19 protein-coding genes are annotated in these 19,693 nt (G+C 69.7%); 3 read left to right on the top strand and 16 right to left on the bottom strand.

Annotated features, from left to right (window positions below; all coding sequences use genetic code 11):
- Nucleotides 1–166: 166 nt before the first annotated feature.
- The 11 genes from OG588_RS42125 to OG588_RS42175 all read right to left on the bottom strand — a co-directional run bounded on the left by OG588_RS42125 (nucleotide 167) and on the right by OG588_RS42175 (nucleotide 10,086).
- On the bottom strand, nucleotides 167–1,102 hold the full coding sequence (locus tag OG588_RS42125) for a PDR/VanB family oxidoreductase (RefSeq protein WP_405951839.1): 936 nt from the start codon (nucleotides 1,100–1,102) through the stop codon (nucleotides 167–169).
- The gene (locus tag OG588_RS42130) at nucleotides 1,099–1,278 is read right to left on the bottom strand and encodes a hypothetical protein (RefSeq protein ID WP_019058955.1); all 180 of its coding nucleotides are present in this window, start codon (nucleotides 1,276–1,278) and stop codon (nucleotides 1,099–1,101) included. The genes OG588_RS42125 and OG588_RS42130 overlap by 4 nt, the downstream gene beginning before the upstream one ends.
- Nucleotides 1,275–2,339, bottom strand: coding sequence for a Rieske 2Fe-2S domain-containing protein (locus OG588_RS42135; protein ID WP_405951840.1), 1,065 nt, complete (start codon nucleotides 2,337–2,339; stop codon nucleotides 1,275–1,277). The genes OG588_RS42130 and OG588_RS42135 overlap by 4 nt, the downstream gene beginning before the upstream one ends.
- Before the next feature lie 602 nt (nucleotides 2,340–2,941).
- Nucleotides 2,942–3,817, bottom strand: a complete 876-nt coding sequence (gene larE / locus OG588_RS42140) for an ATP-dependent sacrificial sulfur transferase LarE (RefSeq protein WP_405951841.1) — start codon at nucleotides 3,815–3,817, stop codon at nucleotides 2,942–2,944.
- Entirely contained in the window at nucleotides 3,814–5,016 is a 1,203-nt protein-coding gene (gene larC / locus OG588_RS42145) for a nickel pincer cofactor biosynthesis protein LarC (protein ID WP_405951842.1), read from the bottom strand. The genes larE and larC overlap by 4 nt, the downstream gene beginning before the upstream one ends.
- The gene (gene larB / locus OG588_RS42150; RefSeq protein WP_405951843.1) at nucleotides 5,013–5,789 is read right to left on the bottom strand and encodes a nickel pincer cofactor biosynthesis protein LarB; all 777 of its coding nucleotides are present in this window, start codon (nucleotides 5,787–5,789) and stop codon (nucleotides 5,013–5,015) included. The genes larC and larB overlap by 4 nt, the downstream gene beginning before the upstream one ends.
- Complete coding sequence (larA, locus tag OG588_RS42155; protein WP_405951844.1) at nucleotides 5,786–7,066, bottom strand: nickel-dependent lactate racemase; 1,281 nt, start codon at nucleotides 7,064–7,066, stop codon at nucleotides 5,786–5,788. The genes larB and larA overlap by 4 nt, the downstream gene beginning before the upstream one ends.
- A gap of 17 nt (nucleotides 7,067–7,083) precedes the next feature.
- Entirely contained in the window at nucleotides 7,084–7,203 is a 120-nt protein-coding gene (locus OG588_RS42160) for a hypothetical protein (RefSeq protein ID WP_405951845.1), read from the bottom strand.
- A gap of 211 nt (nucleotides 7,204–7,414) precedes the next feature.
- Entirely contained in the window at nucleotides 7,415–8,404 is a 990-nt protein-coding gene (locus OG588_RS42165) for an aldo/keto reductase (RefSeq protein ID WP_405951846.1), read from the bottom strand.
- A complete protein-coding gene (locus OG588_RS42170; protein ID WP_405951847.1) occupies nucleotides 8,404–9,255 on the bottom strand; it encodes a fumarylacetoacetate hydrolase family protein in 852 nt (283 codons plus the stop codon). Before OG588_RS42170 ends, OG588_RS42165 begins: the two co-directional genes overlap by 1 nt.
- A 117-nt stretch (nucleotides 9,256–9,372) precedes the next feature.
- The gene (locus OG588_RS42175) at nucleotides 9,373–10,086 is read right to left on the bottom strand and encodes a FadR/GntR family transcriptional regulator (RefSeq protein WP_405951848.1); all 714 of its coding nucleotides are present in this window, start codon (nucleotides 10,084–10,086) and stop codon (nucleotides 9,373–9,375) included.
- Nucleotides 10,087–10,393: 307 nt separating this feature from the next.
- Between OG588_RS42175 and OG588_RS42180 the strand changes: the two genes are divergently transcribed.
- The 3 genes from OG588_RS42180 to OG588_RS42190 all read left to right on the top strand — a co-directional run bounded on the left by OG588_RS42180 (nucleotide 10,394) and on the right by OG588_RS42190 (nucleotide 12,908).
- Entirely contained in the window at nucleotides 10,394–11,701 is a 1,308-nt protein-coding gene (locus OG588_RS42180) for an L-fuconate dehydratase (protein ID WP_405951849.1), read from the top strand.
- Nucleotides 11,698–12,456, top strand: coding sequence for an SDR family NAD(P)-dependent oxidoreductase (locus OG588_RS42185; protein WP_405951850.1), 759 nt, complete (start codon nucleotides 11,698–11,700; stop codon nucleotides 12,454–12,456). Before OG588_RS42180 ends, OG588_RS42185 begins: the two co-directional genes overlap by 4 nt.
- Before the next feature lie 179 nt (nucleotides 12,457–12,635).
- The gene (locus tag OG588_RS42190; protein WP_405951851.1) at nucleotides 12,636–12,908 is read left to right on the top strand and encodes a hypothetical protein; all 273 of its coding nucleotides are present in this window, start codon (nucleotides 12,636–12,638) and stop codon (nucleotides 12,906–12,908) included.
- On the opposite strand, the gene OG588_RS42195 is transcribed toward OG588_RS42190, so the two are convergent.
- The 5 genes from OG588_RS42195 to OG588_RS42215 form a co-directional block, all read right to left on the bottom strand.
- Nucleotides 12,905–14,656 (bottom strand): RICIN domain-containing protein, encoded by a 1,752-nt coding sequence (locus tag OG588_RS42195; protein ID WP_405951852.1) that lies wholly within the window; start codon nucleotides 14,654–14,656, stop codon nucleotides 12,905–12,907. The genes OG588_RS42190 and OG588_RS42195 overlap by 4 nt on opposite strands.
- Nucleotides 14,657–15,611: 955 nt before the next feature.
- Nucleotides 15,612–16,355 carry a LuxR C-terminal-related transcriptional regulator gene (locus OG588_RS42200; protein WP_405951853.1) on the bottom strand — a complete coding sequence of 248 codons (744 nt, stop codon included), beginning with the start codon at nucleotides 16,353–16,355 and terminating at the stop codon, nucleotides 15,612–15,614.
- Nucleotides 16,356–16,628: 273 nt separating this feature from the next.
- Complete coding sequence (locus OG588_RS42205) at nucleotides 16,629–17,564, bottom strand: SGNH/GDSL hydrolase family protein (RefSeq protein ID WP_405951854.1); 936 nt, start codon at nucleotides 17,562–17,564, stop codon at nucleotides 16,629–16,631.
- A gap of 115 nt (nucleotides 17,565–17,679) precedes the next feature.
- Nucleotides 17,680–18,336 carry a response regulator gene (locus OG588_RS42210; RefSeq protein WP_405951855.1) on the bottom strand — a complete coding sequence of 219 codons (657 nt, stop codon included), beginning with the start codon at nucleotides 18,334–18,336 and terminating at the stop codon, nucleotides 17,680–17,682.
- Nucleotides 18,333–19,637: a sensor histidine kinase gene (locus tag OG588_RS42215; protein ID WP_405951856.1), complete on the bottom strand. Its 1,305-nt coding sequence runs from the start codon at nucleotides 19,635–19,637 to the stop codon at nucleotides 18,333–18,335. Before OG588_RS42215 ends, OG588_RS42210 begins: the two co-directional genes overlap by 4 nt.
- Nucleotides 19,638–19,693 lie beyond the last annotated feature (56 nt).

The raw sequence follows: 19,693 nt of genomic DNA on the forward strand, positions 1-19,693 counted from the left end.
CGACAGGCTGTGCGTATCGCGCACAGTGGTGCTCAACTGGTGTTGAGCGGGAACGTAGGGCCCCTGCACGGCCAGGTCAATGCCTAGTGCTCACAATATTGTTGACAGTTGCCGAAGTGTGCTCTTCGCGTGTTGTGCGGCGTCGTCACGGATTCAGCCCGCGTTGTCACAGATCCAGGACGAGCCGCTTCCCCAGACAGCGTGAGACACAGATGAGCATCGTCTCGCCGGCCGCTCGTTCCTCCTCGCTCAGCACCGAGTCCCGGTGGTCCGGGGTGCCTTCGAGGACATCGGTCTCGCAGGTGCCACACGTGCCCTCGGTGCAGGAGAACAGCACCTCGACCCCGGCGGCGCGCACGGTGTCGAGCACGGACACGCCCACCGGGACGGTGACCGTCTTCCCGCTCTGCTCCAGCACTACCTCGAACTCGCTGTCGGCGCCCGCGACTTGGGCCTTCGGTTGGAACCGCTCCACGTGCAGGATGCCTCCGGGGCACCGCGCCTCGACCGCGTCGAGCAGCGGCCCGGGACCGCAGCAGTAGACAAGAGTGCCTTCGGGTACGGCATCCAGCACCGACGGCAGGTCGAGCAGTCCGACCTCGTCCTGCGGAGCTACGGTGACGCGGTCGCCGTAGCGGCCCAACTCCTCTGTGAACGCTATCGAGTTGCGGGTGCGACCGCCGTAGAGCAGGGTCCACGCCGCGCCCGCCGCCTCGGCCGCGGCCAGCATCGGGAGGATGGGGGTGATGCCGATGCCGCCCGCGACGAAGCGGTAGCGAGGGGCGGGCTCCAGCCGGAAGTGGTTGCGCGGTCCGCGCACCCGCACCTTGTCGCCCTGCCCCAACTGCCCGTGCACGTACGCCGATCCGCCCCGCCCGTCCGGCTCCCGCAGCACCGCGATCCGCCACGCCGTACGGTCGGCCGGGTCGCCGCACAGCGAGTACTGGCGCTCCAGGTCGGGGCCGAGCACGACGTCGATGTGGGCGCCCGGTTCCCAGGTGGGGAGTTGCTCGCCCAGGGGGTGGCGCAGAGTGAGGGCGAGGACGCCGTCGGCCGCGAACTCGCGTTGTTCTACGACGAGTTCGGCCTCGTAGATGGTCATGCGTCGGCTCCCTGTGCTTCGTCGACGGCGTGGCCGCTGGGGTGGGCGAGCATCCACTCCCACATCTCGATCGGGTCCTGCGACGTGTGCTCGCGGCCGCAGTGGCAGGTGCCGTGCAGGACGTCGGTGCCCGGCAGCCAGTCGATGCGGTAGACCTCGCCGGTCGGAGCGGTCACTGGACCTGCTCCACGGGCTTGGCGCCCTCCTCGACCAGCCGGGCGAGGATACGGCGGGCGGCGAGGCCGCCGGTGTCGATGTTGATGCTCAGCTCCTGGTAGCCGCCGCGCTCCGAACCCAGCGTCTTCTGAAGGAGGTTGAGCGCGTCGACGTCCTGCATGACGACGGTGTGGTTGTTGCCGCGCAGGAACTCGGTGACCTCGGCGTCGTCCGTGGCCCAGTCGCGGGAGACCGCCCAGAAGTCGTACACCTTGCCGTCCGAGGAGGGCGTGATGGCGTAGGTGATCTCGGTGTGGAACCCGTTCGGGTCGCTGCCGTCCTCCTCGGGCAGGACACCGACCGGGGCGATACGGCTGTGCAGCAGATACAGGCACGGCGCGTGGTACTCGATGTCCTGCCAGCGGGTGATCCGCCCTTGTATTCCGGTGGACTTGGCGTAGAACGGCGGGCACTCGGCGTCGCCCATGTGCCGGCTCACCCGTACGACGCCCGCGCCCTCGTCGACCTCCGTGGTGATCGGCGTCTCGGCGACCTCGGGGGAGCCGATGTAACCGCCGTGCAGATACGTCTCGTGGGAGAGGTCGAGGAGGTTGTCGACGAGGAGGCCGTAGTCGGCGTCGATCGGTTCCATGCCGCTGACGGTGACCCAGTCGGGCGAGGCGAGGTGCGGGGCGCGGGGGAGGACCTGCGGGTCGGCGAGCGCCGGGTCGCCGATCCACACCCACACCAACGCGTCCTGCTCGACCACCGGGTAGGAGGCGACGCGGGCGGTGCGGGGGATGCGTTTCTGGCCCGGCACGTACACGCAGGTCCCGGTCGTGTCGTAGGTGAAGCCGTGGTAGCCGCACACGATCCGGTCCCCGTCGAGGCGGCTCTCGGAGAGCGGGAACCGCCGGTGCACACACCGGTCGTGGAGGGCTACGGCGGTGCCGTCGTCCTCGGTGCGGTAGAAGACGAGGGGCTCGCCGAGGATCGTCCGGCCGAGCAGGTCGCGGCCGACCTCGTGGCTGTAGGCGGCGACGTACCACTGGTTCCTGGCGAAGGCGGTGGTGTGCGGCATCGTTGCGGCTCCCGTCGTTGGGTGATGGCGACATCGTCCGGAAGGGGGGCGCGGGGGCGCAATACCTCTTCCGTCTCACGGAAGGGGCTGGTGAAACTGCCTGTTCAGGGCGGGTACTCGTCTGTGGGAGTGAAGTCAGGACTGCGCTGGGTCGGCGACTTCGCCGAGCGTTTCCGTCGGTGGGTTGCGTCAACCTTGGCGCTTCCGCTTTGCGGTCGTACCTGGCCGTGTTGCCAGGCCCAGGCGGCGAGAACGGAGCCGATTCGAGACGTCTCGGTGGTCCCCGAACGCGTCGCCGTAGCCACGCCGGGCCCGGGCCCGGGGGCCAACCAGGGTCGCCCGACATGCGAGATCTGCTCGGTTCGTTCGACCTGTTCGCCGATGGCTTCGCCGGGATCCATTCCCCTGGCTGGACCTCCTGCGGTCCGAGTCTCCCGCGTACCGCGACATCATGAGCGGTTTGTGGTTCGGCAGCCGCCACCGAGACGTGCACCGGGGCGGCCAGGACGGTGGCTTCGTGGTTCCCAGGGTTCAGATGGTCTGCTCGGCCGCGGGCAGGTTCTCCGTTTTTCGAATCGCGCCGTTCATTCGAATCGCGCTGTTCACCGGGGCGCCGCGCCACGGACCGAGGTCTCGGAGTTGAGCCGTCCCGATCGGAAGGGCTCCACCTGGTGGGGCAGTTCGGCGAAGCCCGCGTTCGCCAGCGCCTCGGCGAGCCCGGGGAGCGCGGAGATCCGGTCGACGAGCGAGGCGTCCACTTCCAGGCGTGCGGTGTCACCCAGGTCGCGGACCCGGAGGTCGGTCACTGCCAGTCCGGCGTCGGCCAGGAGCGCGCGCACCGCGGTCTCGGCCCGGTCGACGCGGGCCAGGCGGTGCGGGGTGACCTCGATGCCGTAGCGGATCCGGCTGGCCAGACAGGGTGTCGCGGGTTTGTTCCAGGTCGGCAGTGACCAGTGCCTGCTCAGTAGGCGTACCTCCGCCTTGGTCAGGCCGGTGTCGAGGAGCGGGGTGTGGATGCCGCGTTCCCGGCCGGCCCTGATGCCCGGGCGGTGGGGGTCCCGGGCGTCGTCCGCGTTGGTTCCGGTGGCCACCAGCTCGTATCCGTGGTCGTGGGCGAGCACGGTGATGGTGTCCAGGACCTCGGACTTGCAGAAGTAGCAGCGGTCGGGGCCGTTGGCGCGGTAGCCGGGACGGGTCAGTTCGCTGGTGCGCGGGGTGAGATGAGTGACGTTGAGGTCTGTGGCCAGGCGGCGGGCGTGCGGGAGTTCACCGGCGGCCAGGCTCTCCGACACGGCGGTGACGGCGAGAACCCGCTCCGGGCCGACGGCACGTACGGCGGCGGCGAGCACGAGGGCGGAGTCCGCGCCGCCCGAATAGGCCACGGCGACGGCGCCGATGGAGCGCATGCGCTCCAGAAGCCGGTCGGCGAGGACGTCGGCGGGTGCGAGTGCGGCCGCTCCTTCGTCTGTGACGGTCATGGTTGTCCTCCTGCGAGAAGCTCGGTGTGCTGAGGGGCGGCGGCCCGGTCGCTCTCCGCGAGTGCGCGTGCCGCGACGGTCCGGAGGGGTATGTCCAGGGCTGCGGCCACGGAGGCGAGGTCGTCGTGTTCGGGTTTGGCGCCGTGCGGACCGTGCTTGATCCGAACCGGGTGGCCGTCCACGTGCACGGTCTCGAAGTGTCGCGGCAGTGCGGTGCGGGTGGCGTCGACGCGGCGGATGCCGAGACTGCCGGTCTCCGACAGCACGAGGTCGCGCAGCCGGCGCTCGTCCTGGCGGGTGGTCAGGACGTGCAACACGTGCGCGGGGCGGTTCTTCTTCATCACGGCGGGCGTCACCCAGGCGTCGAGAGCACCGGACTCCATCGCCCGGGTGATGGTGTGTCCGAGGATCTCGCCGGTGACGTCGTCGAGGTTGGTCTCCAGAACGACGACGTCCTCCGCCGGAGGGTCCTGACACGCAGTTACCCGGGCGGGGACTCCCAGGGTCACCGCCGTGACGTTGGCCCGGTCCGGCAGGCGGCGGGTGCCTGCCCCGTACCCGGTGCGGCCCAGGGTCATGGGTGGTGGCGGTTCGTACCGCGCCCCGAGTGCGCGCAGCAGTGCGGCGCCGGTGGGTGTCACCGTCTCGCCGGGCAGATCGCTGCCCATGACGGCCGCTCCGGTGAGCAGCGCCAGCGTGGCGGGTGCCGGGCAGGGCAGTACTCCGTGCGCCGAGGTCACCCGCCCCCTGCCCAGCGGGAGCGGTGCGCTGAAGACGTCGGTGACGCCCAGCGCGTGCAGGGCGGCCGCGACGCCGACGATGTCGACCAGGGTGTCGTGGCCGCCGAGTTCGTGGAGGTGGACGGTGGCGGGGTCGGCGCCGTGCAGGCGGCCCTCCACCTCGGCAACGGCGGTCACGGTGGCGACCGCGAGGGCGGCGACAGGTTCTGGGGTGGCCCGGGAGGCGAGGTGGATGACTTCGGCGGCCTGCCGCTCGGTGCACGGGTCGGTGACGTCCACGTGGACCCGGGTGGCGGCCAGCCCGTGGTCGGTGACGCGCTCGGCGGTCAGTTCCCAACCGGTGAGACCCGTGGCGGCGATCGAGGCCCGGATCGCGTCCAGCGGTGCTCCGGCGTCGATGAGGGCGGCCAGGAGCATGTCTCCGGCCAGCCCGGTGAACGGGTTGATCCAGACGATCACCGGCGGCCTCCCGGTGTGTTCACACAGCTCTGGGCGATGCGGTGGACCGCCATCGCGGCCGAGAAGCCGGAGTCGATGTTGACCACGGTCACCCCGGCGGCACAGGAGGCGTGCATGGCGAGCAGTGCGGTGACGCCCTCCAGGGACGCGCCGTACCCGGTGGAGACCGGCACGGCGACGACCGGTGCGCGCACCAGACCGCCCACGACACTGGCGAGGGCGCCCTCCATCCCGGCCACGACGATCACCGCGTCGGCGGCCTGGAGCCGGTCACGCACCTGGAGGATCCGGTCGAGGCCGGCCACTCCCACGTCGTGGATGGCGGTGGTGTCCAGGCCGACGGTGGCGGCCACGGCGGCGGCTTCGGCGGCGACCGGCCGGTCCGAGGTGCCGGCGGCCACCACCGTCACGCGGAAGTCCCCGGCCGGAGAAGGCCGCCAGTACAGCAGCCGGGCCTCGGCGTCGTACGTTGCCGGGCCGTGTGGCTGACCGTCGTGCGTTCCAGGGTCGTGTGGCTGCTCGTCGTACGGCCCCGGGCCTCGCGTCTCCTCGTCGTGCATGCCCGGATCCAGCCGTGCCATGACGGCCTCGGCGGTCTCCGCCTCGATCCGGGTGACGAGGACAGGACCGGTGTTGTGTTCCAGCAGCCCGGTGACGATGCCGCTGATCTGGTCGACCGTCTTTCCGGGTCCGTAGACGACCTCGGGGAGTCCCTGCCGGGCCTCGCGGGCGAGGTCCAGCCGGGCGTAGCCCAGGTCCAGTACTCCACTCATGCCCCGCTCCTGTCGACGTACGGGATGGTCTGCGGCCCTTCGGGCAGGACGCAGAGACGGGCGCCGGGACCCGCCGCGGCCAGCGCCTCGGCGACGGTGGCCGAGATGTCATGCGTCTGTCGCAGGTGGGCGGTGGCCAGTTCGGCGTCGCTCAGGAAACCGGTGTGCATGACGACCCGGCTGCCGGACTGGATACGTGCCTGGATCTGCACCTGCCACTGGTCGGGCACGGTTTCGGTGCGGGCGCTGATGTCGTCGAACAGCGCCTGCGGGGACGGAGCGGAGGCCAGCACCTCCCGGTAGGAGCCGTGCTCGGGGAAGCCGTCGCGGCACTCGGCCGCGCAGACGATCATGCCGCCGGGTTTGACCACCTGGTAGGCGGCGGACATGCCCTTGACGGCCTGGTAGAGGTTCTGGTCCAGCGGGAAGCCGGAGTTGGTGGTGACGACGACGTCGAACGGCGCCTCGACCGGCCGCATCGCCATGCGCTTCGCCGTGGCCGTGGCCGCCGCGTGCATCGGCGCCAGATCGCCTCCGAAGGCGGCCACGATGTCCTTGTCCCGATTGAGCACCACGTCCAGCGAGAAGGTGACTCCGGTCGCTTCGGCGATGGCCCGTACGTCGTCATGGACGGGGTTGCCGTGGATGTTGCCCCAGGTGGCGCGCGGGTCACCGATGCGGGCCGCGTCGTGCAGGACGAGGACCGTCTCCAGCGCGGCCAGGCCGGGGGCCACGAGTTTCGGACCGCCTGAGAAGCCGGCGAAGAAGTGCGGTTCGACGAAGCCCGTGGTGATGCGGACGTCCGCCTCGGCCCACGCACGGTTCAGCCAGACCGGGACGCCGTTGCCGTACGTCCCCATCCAGGTCAGCTGTCCGGGGTCGCGGGCGTCGTGGTTGACGATGCGTACGGCGTCCACGACCTCGTCGCCGAACATCTCGCGCAGTTCCGCCTCGTCGTTGCCCCGGTGGGTGCCGGTGGCGACGAGGATCACCACGTCCTCCGGACGGACGATCCCTTCGAGTTCGGCGAGGACGGCGGGGATCATCAGATGGCGCGGCTGGGGGCGGGTGCCGTCGCAGGCCGAGATCGCCACCGTCTGCCCCGGTCGCACCCGTTCGCGCAGCGGGGGCCCGGCGACGGGGGCGCGCAACGCCTCGCGCAGTACGGCCATTTGGTCCGCGGCGGCCTCGTGGTGAACGGGTTCGACGACGGTGGCCGTCCGCGGATCCACCTCGATGTCGAGCCCCGACTGCCCGTAGGCCAGACGTATCTTCACAGGTTTTCCTTCCGCAGTCAGTAGGCGCGGGCCGCCGTGCCGCCGAAGACCTCGGCACGTTCGGCGGCGGTCAGCCGTTCGGTCACTTCCTCGGCCGCGCGGACGACCTCCGTGTAGGAGGCGGCCGGCAGGCACACCGGCCAGTCGGATCGATGCCCGCCGCCGCGGCCTCCGGCGCGAGGTCGTCGAGGGTGAAGTCACGGCGTAGGGCCGCCATGTCCGGGGCGTTCAGCCAGTCGTGCGGGCGACGGCTCGGGCCGGAAGCGGTCCTGGGCGCTCTCGGAGCCGTCTCTGCCGCAGGCGTCGCGGGCCGGGGCCGCCAGACGTGGTGGTGTGCGTCGATCCGTGTCATGGCCGGGCCCCCGCCAGGGCGTCGAGTTCCGCCCACAGCTCCGCGGGGATCTCCGCCGTGGCGTGCGCGAGGTTCTCCGTGACCTCCAACGGGCTGCGCGCGCCGAGGACCACACCGGTGACCGCCGGGTGGCGCAGCGGGAACTGCAGCGCGGCGGCGGCCGGCGGCACTCCGTGGGCCGTGCACCGCTCGGCCAGGGACCGGGCGCGGCGCAGCACGTCGTCGGGGGCCGGGGCGTAGTCGTAGGTGGCGCCCGGGGACGGGTCGGCAAGGATGCCGCTGTTGAAGACGCCGCCGACCAAGACGCCCACCTCGCGCTCGGCGCACAGCGGCAACAGCACGTCGGCCGCGCTGCGGTCCAGCAGGGAGTAGCGGCCGGCGACGAGTACGCAGTCGAGGTCGGTCTCGGTGACGAAGCGGGTGAGCATCGCCGTCTGGTTCATGCCCGCGCCGATCGCCCGGACCGCTCCCTGGTCGCGCAGCCGGGCCAGTGCCGGGTACGCCCCCGTGACCGCCTCCTCCCAGTGGTCGTCCGGGTCGTGGATCAGGACGGTGTCGAAGGCTTCGAGACCGGACCGCTCAAGGCTCTCGGCGAGCGAACGGTAGACGCCCTCGGCGCTGTAGTCGCGCACCCGGACCAGCCCCCGTTCGCCGTGGAACGCCTCGTCCCCGAGGGCGGCGTCGCCCGGCACGAGCAGCCGTCCCACTTTTGTGGACACGGTGAACCCGTCGCGCGGGCAGCCGGTGTCGGCGAGGAAGGATCCCAGCCGCCGTTCCGCGAGCCCGGCGCCGTAGTGCGGGGCGGTGTCGAAGTAGCGGACACCGGCCGCCCAGGCGGCGTCGAGCGTGGCGGTGGCCTGCTCGTCGCCGACCGCCGAGAACAGCCCGGCCAGCGGTGCGGTGCCCAGGCCGATACGGCTGACGGTGACCCCGGAGCGGCCGAGCGGGACGCGCTCGGTGAACCAGGGCGGGCTCGCGGAGGTCATCAGGCCTGTCCGAGGACGTGCCGCTGGCGGCCGAGCCGGTCGATCTCCACCTCGACCACGTCACCGGCGACCAGGTAGGGGAAGTCGTTGGCGCCGAAGGCCACGCCCGCCGGGGTGCCGGTGCTGATCACGTCTCCGGGGTCCAGCACCATGAACTGGCTCAGGTACCAGACGATGTGGCGCACCCCGAAGATCATGTTCTTGGTGTGGCCGTCCTGGCGCAGTTCGCCGTTGACCCACAGCCGCATGGCCAGCCCCTGCGGGTCGCCGGTCTCGTCGGGGGTGACCAGCCAGGGGCCGAGCGGATTGAACGTCTCGCAGGACTTGCCCTTGTCCCACTGCCCGCCCCGCTCGTGCTGGAAGGCCCGCTCGCTGACGTCGTCGGCGATCGCGTAGCCCGCAATGACGTCGTCGGCCGCCTCCGGCGAGTCCAGATAGCGCGCGGTGCGGCCGATGACCACGGCGAGTTCGATCTCGTAGTCCGTCTTCTCACTGGTGCGCGGTACGAGCACGGTGTCGTCGGGGCCGACGACCGTGTTGGCGGCCTTCATGAAGACGACCGGCTCGGCAGGGGGCGGTGTGTCCGTCTCCGCAGCGTGATCGACGTAGTTGAGCCCGATGCACACCACCTTGCCGGGGCGTGCGACCGGCGCGCCGACCCGTTGGCCGGCGATGTCCGTGCGCGGCAGCACGTTCTCGGCGAGGGCGGCACGGACGCGTTCCACGCCGCCCTCGGCCAGGAACACACCATCGATGTCGACGGTCAGCGGACTCAGGTCTCTCGCGGTGCCGTCGGAGTCCAGGACCACGGGCCGCTCGGAGCCCGCCGGGCCCACGCGCAGAAATCTCATCGGTACTCCTCGGTGAGGTCAACATGTCCGCCCGGTGACCGGCAACTCGGTACCCGGGTGCGGGACATGAGGAATGAAAACGGACAGAGGGTGCATCGGTAGTCGGAGAGGGAGCACCTACACGGCCGAGCCGTTCCCGGGGAGCCGACCGTCCCGGTCCAGGTGCTCGCGCAGCCACCGCTCGGTGGTGCTGACGTGCATCAGCGCCGCCGCCTGGGCGAGCACGGCGTCACCGTCGGCCAGCGCCTGGTAGATCGCCTCGTGTTCGGCGAGGGTGCGGCCGGCGGCGTTGTCGTCGACCAGTCCCCGCCAGACACGGGCGCCGAGCGTCCGGCCGGAGATGCCCTCCAGGAGGGTGGTCAGCGTGGCGTTGCCGGTGGCCGCGACCACGGCCCGGTGGAAGGCTGCGTCGTGCTCGTTGAGGCGCTCCACGTCGTCGCGGGCCGCACGCATCGCGTCCAGGTGCCGTTGTACCTCGCCGAGTTCGGTGGCCGAGATCCGGGTGGCGGCCAGCGCCGTGGCGACCGGCTCGAACAGTCGGCGCACCTCGGTGAGCTCCAGCAACGTGTCGCCGCGCAGCAACTCCACCGCGGACCCGATGCTGCTCAGCAGCAGCTCCGGTTCCAGGCTGGTCACGTAGGTGCCGTCCCCGCGCCGGATCTCCAGCACCCGCGCGACGACCAGCGCCTTCACCGCTTCCCGCATCAGGTTGCGGGACAGACCCAACTCCGCGGCGAGCTGTTGCTCGGGCGGAAGTTTGGCCCCGGGGAGCAGCTCGCCCGACTGGATGAGGTCCCTGATGCGGTCGATGGCCTTGTCGGTCAGTGACATGCGTGGCTGCCCCTCGTCGTTGCGTGCGCAGCGGCACCGTAGCAATACATCCCATGACGTAGGAAGACATGGGATGGCTGAATCCGTTACCGCAACCACGAGAATTGCGTCTACTTCGCAGGTCAAAGGCGAAAGCGTCCGACTCTTTTCGTTCCGGCTATGGACACAGCGGCGAACAGAGACTAAAAATCCATCCCATGTCTGGAGCTGCTGCTGCAGAACAGACATGCCATGTACACATGACGATGGGTGGTTGCCATGACCCCGAAACGACACCTCGGCCTCCCGGCCGCGAAGGCCGGGCACCATGAGTGAACTGATCAGCGCCGTCGACGCGGTCGACGTACGGTTCCCGACCTCTCTGGAACTCGACGGCTCCGACGCGATGAATCCCGAACCCGACTACTCGGCCGCCTATGTGACGATCCGTACGAGTGGCGGCGACGAGGGCCACGGGCTCGCCTTCACCGTGGGGCGCGGCAACGACGTGGAGGTCGCCGCCGTACGCGCGCTGGCCCCGCTGGTGGTCGGCCTGTCGGTGGAAGAGGTCCTGAACGACCTCGGCGGTTTCTCCCGGCGGCTGACCGGCGACAGCCAACTGCGCTGGCTGGGCCCGGAGAAGGGGGCCATCCACATGGCCGCCGCGGCGATCGTGAACGCCGTGTGGGACCTGTACGGCCGCCGTACGGGGAAGCCGGTCTGGCGACTGCTGGCCGAACTGTCCCCGGAGCAGCTGGTCGACCTGGTCGACTTCCGCTATCTGCAGGACGCGCTGACCCGTGACGAGGCCCTGGACATCCTGCGCCGGGCCGAACCGGGCCGCGCCGAACGCGCCGCGCACCTGCTGGAGCACGGATATCCGGCGTACACGACGACACCCGGCTGGCTCGGCTACGACGACGAGAAGCTGGTGCGGCTGTCGAAGGAGGCGGTCGCCGACGGGTTCTCCCAGATCAAGTTGAAGGTCGGCGCCGACCGCGCGGACGACGAGCGCCGGATGCGGCTGGCCCGCGAGGCGGTCGGCCCGGACATCAGGATCGCCGTCGACGCCAACCAGGCATGGGGCGTCCAGCAGGCCATCGACTGGATGCGGGCGCTCGTGCCCTACGACCCGTACTGGATCGAGGAACCCACCTCGCCCGACGACATCCTCGGCCACGCCGCCATCCGCAAGGCGCTGGCGCCGGTGAAGGTGGCCACCGGTGAACACACCCACAACCAGGTGATGTTCAAGCAGTTGCTCCAGGCCGGTTCGCTCGACATCCTCCAGATGGACGCGAGCCGCACCGCGGGCGTCACCGAGAACGTCGCCATCCTGCTGCTGGCCGCCAAGTTCGGCGTCCCGGTCTGCCCGCACGCCGGCGGGGTCGGCCTGTGCGAGATGGTGCAGCACCTGGCGATGTTCGACTACGTCGCCGTCAGCGGCACCACCGAGAACCGCGTGATCGAGTACGTCGACCATCTGCACGAGCACTTCACCGATCCCGTACGGATCCGGGAAGGCCACTACCTCGCGCCGACCGCCCCCGGTATCAGCGCCGAACTGCACCCGGACTCCGTGGCGGCCCACCGCTACCCCGAAGGCCCGGTGTGGGAAGCGAAGGCCGGGACATGAGCACGAACGAGTTCGCCGGGCTGACCGCGCTGGTCACCGGTGGCGCCTCCGGCATCGGCCTGGCCACCGCTCAGTTGCTCGCCGCACGTGGGGCGCGCGTGGCCTGCCTCGATCTCAAGCCGGACGACGTGCCCGAACCCCTCATAGGCATACAGGCCGACGTGTCGGACGACACCGGCGTACGAACGGCCGTCGGGGAGGCCGCCCGCAGGCTCGGGGGCATCGACATCCTCGTCAACAACGCGGGGATCGGCGCCCAGGGCACGATCGAGGACAACACCGACGACGAGTGGCGTCGCGTCTTCGAGGTCAACGTCTTCGGCATGGTGCGGGTGACCCGTGCCGCGCTGCCGCACCTGCGGCGCTCGCACAGCGCGGCCATCGTCAACACCTGCTCCATCGCGGCCACGGCGGGGCTGCCCGACCGGGCCCTCTACTCGGCCACGAAGGGCGCCGTCCTCTCCCTCACCCGGGCGACCGCCGCCGACCTCGTGCACTCCGGAATCCGCGTCAACTGCGTCAATCCCGGTACCGCCGACACCCCCTGGGTCGGGCGCCTGCTGGACAGCGCCGCCGACCCCGAGGCCGAACGCGCCGCCCTGAACGCCCGCCAGCCCATGGGCCGTCTGGTGAGCGCGGAAGAGGTCGCCGCGGCCATCGTCTACCTGGCGAGCCCGCTCTCCGGCTCCACCACCGGCACCGATCTCGCCGTCGACGGCGGCATGCACGGACTGCGGATCCGCCCGCGCGCCTGAACACGGCAGCGTGGAGGGGGTCGTCGCGAGGTTGACCGTGCAGAAGTACTCGTTCCAGGAGAACACGCAGCACAGCAGGGCTGTTGACCACAGGCCGGACCGGACCAGTGGAAGCGCGATGCTCGCCCGGCATCTCCCGGAGGACCAGGTGCGGGTGCTGGGCGACCACGGAGACCGGGATGATGCCTGCGGCGACAGGCATCATCTTCGTGCTGATGAAGAAGAACAGCACGTCGAGCGTTCTACGGACCGGCCGTACCGACAGGGCGTGCGCAGCAGGCGAGGCCGGCAGCAGTACCAGGACCGTCGTGGCCGCCGCGACGACGATCGAGTTGCCCGCGTACGCCCAGAAAGTCTGCCTGGAACGTGTTTCACGTACACCCTGGCGGGAGCCCGGCCGTTGGCCCGGCTCCCGCGCAGTGCGCTGCCCGTTGAGGCGTGCCGGTGTCTAGGAGGACACCAGCACCAGGGACCACAGCTGAGAGGTGGCGCCGGTGTACGCCTGCTGGACGATCTGTGCGCCGTCGGTGGTGGCTGCTCCGGAAACGGTGAGGGCGAGGCCCGAATTGCGGTTCACCAGCTTGTAGTTGGAGCCGACGGCGACCACCTGCCACTGCTGGTCGTTGCCGCTGTTCTGCACCCACTGCACGGCGTTCGCGCCGCTCGACGTGCTGGCGGCCAGGATGCCGAGGGCTCGACCGCTGTTCTTGTCGAGCAGCGTGCTGTATCCGCTGCCGACATCCGTGACGTGCCACAACTGGTCGGCCGACCCGTTGTCGGTCCACTGGACCACGTTCTGCCCGTCGAGGAGGTCCGCGCCCAACACGCCGAGGGCCTTACCGCTGTTGACGTTGACGAGTTTGTAGTACGCGCCGGTGGAGTTTCCGAAGTCGATGTCCGCGTAGGAGATCGTGGTTGTCCCGCCGACGATCTCGACTCGGCCCGTGTTGGGCATGTAGGTGAGGCTGCGGCTGTAGGAGGACGCCATCGTCGTGTGCTGCTGCGTCCACGCACCGGTGCTGCTTCCGCCGGCGTTCGTCCAGACGTCCCCGCTGCCCGCGGCGTTGAAGAGGATCCGCCCGTTCGGCATGCGCATGAGCACCGGGCTCCCCCCACGGGACAAGGCGCTGGAGCCCGATGTCACCGAGAGCGAGGTGACGCCGGTGCCCGCGGTGCCGCCCACCGAGTAGAAGTGCAGTGGATCGCCGGCGATCTTGTAGCGGACGTTGTCACCGCCACCCCAGTATTCGTAGGTCATCATCCACTTGCCGTCACTGGTCTGGACGACATTGGTCATGCCGGGGCGGCCACCGCCGATCTCGCTGTAACCGGACGAATTGGTGACCGTCGTTCCGGAGACATCGACAACCGCGCTGCTCCACGACGAGCTGACGCCGTCCCATGTCCGGTGCGCAAGGATCTGTGTGGCGGGATCCGGAGTTGTGCTGTTGTTCGGATCGAGCGTCGGAACGCCCGTCGACGAGTCGTAGCCGGTGTAGTCGTTCTCGTCGGAGTAGTAGGCGACGAGCTGGTTGTTGTAAACCATCAAGTACGGTTCCCACACGGGGTCGTTCTGGTGGGTTGTGTTCTCGGTGGCCGGGTAGTTCGCGCCGTTGGACCAGCTGCCCGTCGTGATGACGTTGACGACATTCCACGTCGCGCCGGAGTCGGTGCTCGAGTAGAGCGCGATCGCCGTGTTGCTGCGGTCGCCGTCGTGCGTCGGCGTGTAGCCGGAGTTGGTTGCCTTCTGGTCGAGGTAGTTGTAGTCGTCGCCCGACACGACGGTGGCCATCAGCAGTGTGCCGGATGCGAGATTTCCGACTGCCTGGGGAAGCACATACAGATACGGGTTGGTCCAGTTACTGACGTACGAGGAGTACGCGGGATTCGACGACGCGTACGCCGGCGCCTTGACGTCTGACAGGTGTTGCCAGGTCGTGCCGTTGTCGTCGCTCTTGTACAACGGCATTGTCTGGCCGTCCGCCGAACCCGAGGCGGCCACCGTCGACTTCTCGAATGCGGCGACGAGTCGTCCGCTCGGGAGCACGGCCGTTTTCGGGTACAGGGCGCAGTTGTTGGTGGCCTTCGTGCAGGATGAGTTGCTCGGGAGCTGGTAGAGGGTGGCGGGTGTCGGTGTGGACGCCTGCGCAGGCATCGCGAAGACCCACAGCGTCGCGGCTATGGCCAGAACGAGGGTCAAAGCTCTACGCGGATGTCTTGTGCCTTTCATCTTTCCTCCCGAAAAGATAGACAAGATCGGATCTTGGAGCCCGGAGCGGGCCGGGATCCGTATGCCGGCGGCCGGTGGTTTCTCTCCGACTTGGCGGCGCCGAAGCGGAGGAGGGTTTGTCTTCCCTCGGTGATATGGGGCGTCCTGTCCACGCTGCGGCAAGGGGGTGCCATCGTTCGAGTCGTGGACTGAGCCTGCGAATCGGTGCAGTCGAGTCGAGCCCTGGGGTTTGCCTGGTTGGCGAGTGGGCGCATTCACGGCTTATGGCGTACGAGCGCGTCCACTGCTCTGCTGTATTCGCTCGTCGCGCCCGATTTCGTCGAGGACACGCGATGCGTGAAAGCTGAAGGGAGTCGAACGGTCTGTCTGCGGCAGCTGTTCGCAGAGGGAGGCAGTGTTGCGGTTGCCTCAAGCAATGACGGTGACAGGGGAATCGCTGATGTCCTGTCGCTGTCGGTACTTCGCAGATGGCGTGGACCGGATGGGTGGAGGTCCTTTCAAAAGAGGCCGGCAGCGTGCCGTTCCGGCTGCGTTGGTAACGCAGTTCGGGTGCCTTCGTGCCATCGCGAACAAGGCAACCTTTTCACCTCCTCTGAACTCCCCGGCGGGGAGCGGGGATGGGCCAATTATTCGGGCGTGGGGCATCCGTGTCACCAGCGCGTTTCGAAAGTGTTTCGCAGAGGGGCCATTCGCTGTGTATTGACGTGTCGGCGCGCCCGTCGCCATCCAGGCGGTTTCAAAGTCCCGGTGATCACGTGATGTGCAGGTCGCGACGGTGGATCGATGGGTGGTCGGCCCGGTCCGTATGCAACGAAGCTCCGGTTGATGCCGGTGACCGATCAAGCCGCCTGTATCGCCCGGGGCTTTGATGTGCCGTCAGTCCGTCAGCGATTGTCTGGTCAAGTAAGCGCGCTGCCGATTGCCCTCATCCTGACCGATCCGAGAAGTCCGTGCCGTTCGGGTGGAGCCGCTGCCTCGGCGGCCTGACCAGACCGGCCTCGTAGGCGAACACGACGGCCTGGACGCGGGCTCGGGCGCCGATCTTGGTGAGGATGCTGCTGATGTGGCTCTTGACCGTGGTCGGGGCTATCGAGAGGCGTTCGGCGATCTCCCTGCTGCTCCAGCCGGAGGCGAGAGCGGCAAGCACCTCGCATTCGCGCTCGCTGAGATGGGACAGCCTGTGTCTGCGTTCGGTGAGGTCGGACCGGCTCTGCTCACGGACTGCGTCGACGAGTGTGCGAGTGAGGTGGGGAGACAGGACGGCACCTCCGAGCGCGACGGTGCGGAGGGCCGCTGTCAGTTCGTGGGGGAGGGCGTCTTTGAGGAGGAGTCCGCCGGCACCGGCGCGCAGGGCGGCGCACGCGGACTCGTCGGCGTCGAAGGGGGTGAGGATCAGCACCCGCGGGGGGATCCTGTCCGTCCCGCCAGTGTCAGGTGCCATCGGATCCTCGTCGGGCCGGGTGATGCGATGTATCGCCTGAATGTGCTTCTCGTCCGGCCGGCCCATATCCATGAGGACGACGTCAGGTCGGAGTGTGTCGGCGAGGCGGACTGCCTGGGCGTAGGCGGTCGCCTCGCCCACGATGGTGAGGTCGGGCTGGGTTTCCAGGAACATTCGCAGGCCGAGGCGTTGCAGAGCCTGGTCGTTGACGATGAGTACGGCGGTCATGCGGGAGCTCTCCCGGCGGACCGGGCCCTGGAGGCGTTCGGCCGGCGATGGTCGGGGCGGGGACGGTGCGTGGGGGCGCGGACCCGGCCACGATCCAGGGATGTTTCGGATCGTGGCCGGGCCCTTCACTCGCACCGGGCGCCTGTCCCCACGGACGGCCGATGCGGACCGGACGCGCGCTCCGCTTGAGTACGCGCGACCGGAGTTGCGGGTGCAGGAGAGAGGCCGGGGCGGCCTGCTTGATGGCCTCACTGCTCTCCGGCTGTGGTGTCCTCAGCTCTTCACGGTGCTCAGGACTGCCGTGGCCATGCCTTGTTCGCCCCGTTCGTTGGGGTGGACCATGGCGGCGGGGCTGCTGGGCTTGAGGGGTTCGATCCAGCGGGTGGCCGCCGGGGCGCAGGCGTCGTGGCCGGCGGACGGGGTGAAGGTGTCGACGTACGTTGCGCCCGCGGCTCGCGCGCGATCGCCGAGCATGGTGTTGAGTTCCTGTTGCTTCTCGCGCAGGAACGTGACGTCGCCGGGAGCGATGGGCAGGCCGCGACCGCAGCGTGTGCCCTTGGCGGGCAGGATCGACGGGTAGCCGACGATGTAGACCCGGGCCTCGGGCGCACGGCGTTGGATCTCGGTCAGTGCGCGGGTGAGGCGGTCACCCGTGGTACGGATCTTCTGGGCCACCTTGTCGATTCCGCCGGAGGTGTACTTCTCCTCGCAGGGTGCCGTGTCGGTGATGTCCGTGACGCGCTCGGCCAGTTTGAAGAGCGTTCCGGTGCCGACGCACTTGGTGATCATCGAGCTGAAGCCGATGTCGTTGCCGCCGATGCCGATTGTGACCAGCCGCGTGTCGGTGGTCAGCGCGGAGAGCTGTGCGGGGTTGGTGCCGTTGCCGGTGGACTGGGGGGTGGTGAGGTCGGAGATGGTGGCGCCACTGCAACTCACGTCACGGAAGTCGGCAGCCTTCAGGCCGAGTTCCTTGGCGACCAGGGCCGGGTAGTTGCGGCCGGAGCGGTCACAGCCGGCCGGAGTGCTGGTCTGAGGAGGGATCTTGGGGCCCGAGGTGTACGAGTCGCCGAGTGCGACGTACGGCCCCTTGGATATCTCCCTCACGTTGGTCTTGGCGCTGCTGTCGGAGCTCTGTCCGATGCTGACGGCGGTGACCAGTACCCCGCAGGCAAGGGCCACGCCCATGCCGGTTCGTGCCAACGGTCCCATTGCTGTGTCCTGTTCTTCGTTGCGGATGCTGGGTTGCGGGGACGTGGCGGTGCACAAGGAGCGGTGTCGGTGCGGCCCTTGGGGGCGGGCGGGCGGGCGAGCGGGGCGGGGCGGTCTACGACGGGCGGACGAGGCCGGTGTCGTAGGCGAAGATGACGGCCTGCACGCGGTCGCGGGCGTCGATCTTGGTGAGGATGCGGCCGATGTGGGATTTGATCGTGGATTCGGCGAGGTGGAGACGCTCGGCGATCTCCTGGTTCGTCCAGCCGGTGGCGATGGCGGTGAGGACCTCGCGCTCGCGTTGGGTCAGGTCGGCGAGTCGGCGCTGCTGCTGCGGACTGTGCCCGGGGAGGCGGTCGCTGAAGGCGTCGATCAGTTTGCGGGTGAGGCCCGGGGAGATGACGGCGTCGCCGGCGGCCACGGCCCTGACCCCGGCGACGAGTTCGTCGGGCTGGGCGTCCTTGAGCAGGAAGCCGCTTGCTCCGGCACGCAGGGCGTCGTAGGCGTACTCGTCGAGGTCGAAGGTCGTCAGCACCAGGATGCGTGAACGGCCGCCGGACTCCACGATGCGGCGGGTGGCCTCGATGCCGTCCATGCCGGGCATCCGGACGTCCATGAGGACGACGTCGGGCCGGAGTTCGGCGGTCATGCGGACCGCTTCACCGCCGTTGGTGGCTTCACCGACGACGTTCATGTCGGACTGGGCCTCCAGGAGCATGTTGAAGCCCATGCGTTGCAGGGCCTGGTCGTCGACGATGAGGACGGTGGTCATGAGGGGTGCTTCTCCGGGGAGTTGGGCTGCGGGCTGGGGACGAGGAGGGCGCGGACGGACCAGCCGCCGTGAGCGTTGGGGCCTGCGGTGACGGTGCCCTGGTAGAGGGCGGCGCGTTCGCGCATGCCGACCAGGCCACGGCCGCCGCCCGCGCGGGGACGGTTCGCCGAGGGTGTGCGGGACGGGCCGGTGTCCTCGACGGTGACGCGCACGGCGTCCGGGTCGGCGGTGAGGGACACCTGGACCGAGGTGTCGGGGGCGGCGTACTTGACGGTGTTGGTCAGGGCCTCCTGGATGATGCGGTAGACGGAGAGCTGGATCCCGGGAGGCAGGTCGGTGAGGCTGCCGCGGGCGTCCAGGGTGACGGTGGGACCGGCCGCGCGGACGCGGTCCAGCAGCGAGTCGAGGTCGGTCAGGCCGGGCTGCGGGGCGAGCGGCATGTCGCCCGGCCGGTCGTCCTCGTCGCCGATGACCGAGAGCAGGCGGCGCAGTTCGGCCAGTGCGTCGCGGCCGCTGGTGCTGATGATGCGGAGGGTCTGGGCCCCGCGTTCCGGCTTCTTCTCGGTGAGGGCGGCGGCGCCGTCGGCGAGGCCGACGATGACGGCGAGGGTGTGGCCGAGGATGTCGTGCATCTCCCGGGAGACCCGGGCACGTTCCTGCGCTATGGCCAGGCGGGCCTGCTGGTCGCGTTCCTTCCTCAGGGCGTCGATGTAAGCACTGGCCAGTCGGCTGAGCAGACCCAGCGCGGCGAACGCCGCCATCGCGGTCATCGCCAACAGGGTCACGACCTCGGGGCGTGTGGCGTGTTGCAGCTGGCCGCCCCGCCAGAAGACGGCGGCCCACACTCCGAGCTGCACGGTGGTGATGCCGACGGCGAGAGCGAGTTGCCGGGGGGCGCTGTAGCGGCCGACGTTGAACAGGGCCACGACCCGTGCGGACTCGGCCCCGGTCAGCACCCCCAGGGGGAGGGCCACCACGGAGGCGGCGGTGGTCAGGGCGAAGACCAGCATGGGCCGGCGTTCCCGCCAAAGGAGAGGGAGGGTGAACGCGACGATGAGCGCCAGCTGCGCCGCGACGTCGCCGGTGTTGTAGGGGTTGAGGTAGGAGCTGATGCCGAGCGCGGCGCAGAAGGCCGGTACCCCCCAGTGCCGGACCTTGGGATGGGCCCGGTCGGCCCGGCGCAGCGCGGCCAGCCGGAAGATGACCGAGGCGATCACGCGCTGTTCGGAATCGCTGGTCAGGGTCTCCAGGAGCCGGCGGTTGTCCGGGCTGGGGGCCACGGGGGCGCTCGGTGGGGTCACGGGGGTCCTTCACGGGTCGGGAGGCCGCCCGCCGATCCCGGGGGGATTGGACCGGC

Origin of the sequence: Streptomyces prunicolor, assembly GCF_045162825.1 — a bacterium.
Classification (GTDB): domain Bacteria; phylum Actinomycetota; class Actinomycetes; order Streptomycetales; family Streptomycetaceae; genus Streptomyces; species Streptomyces prunicolor.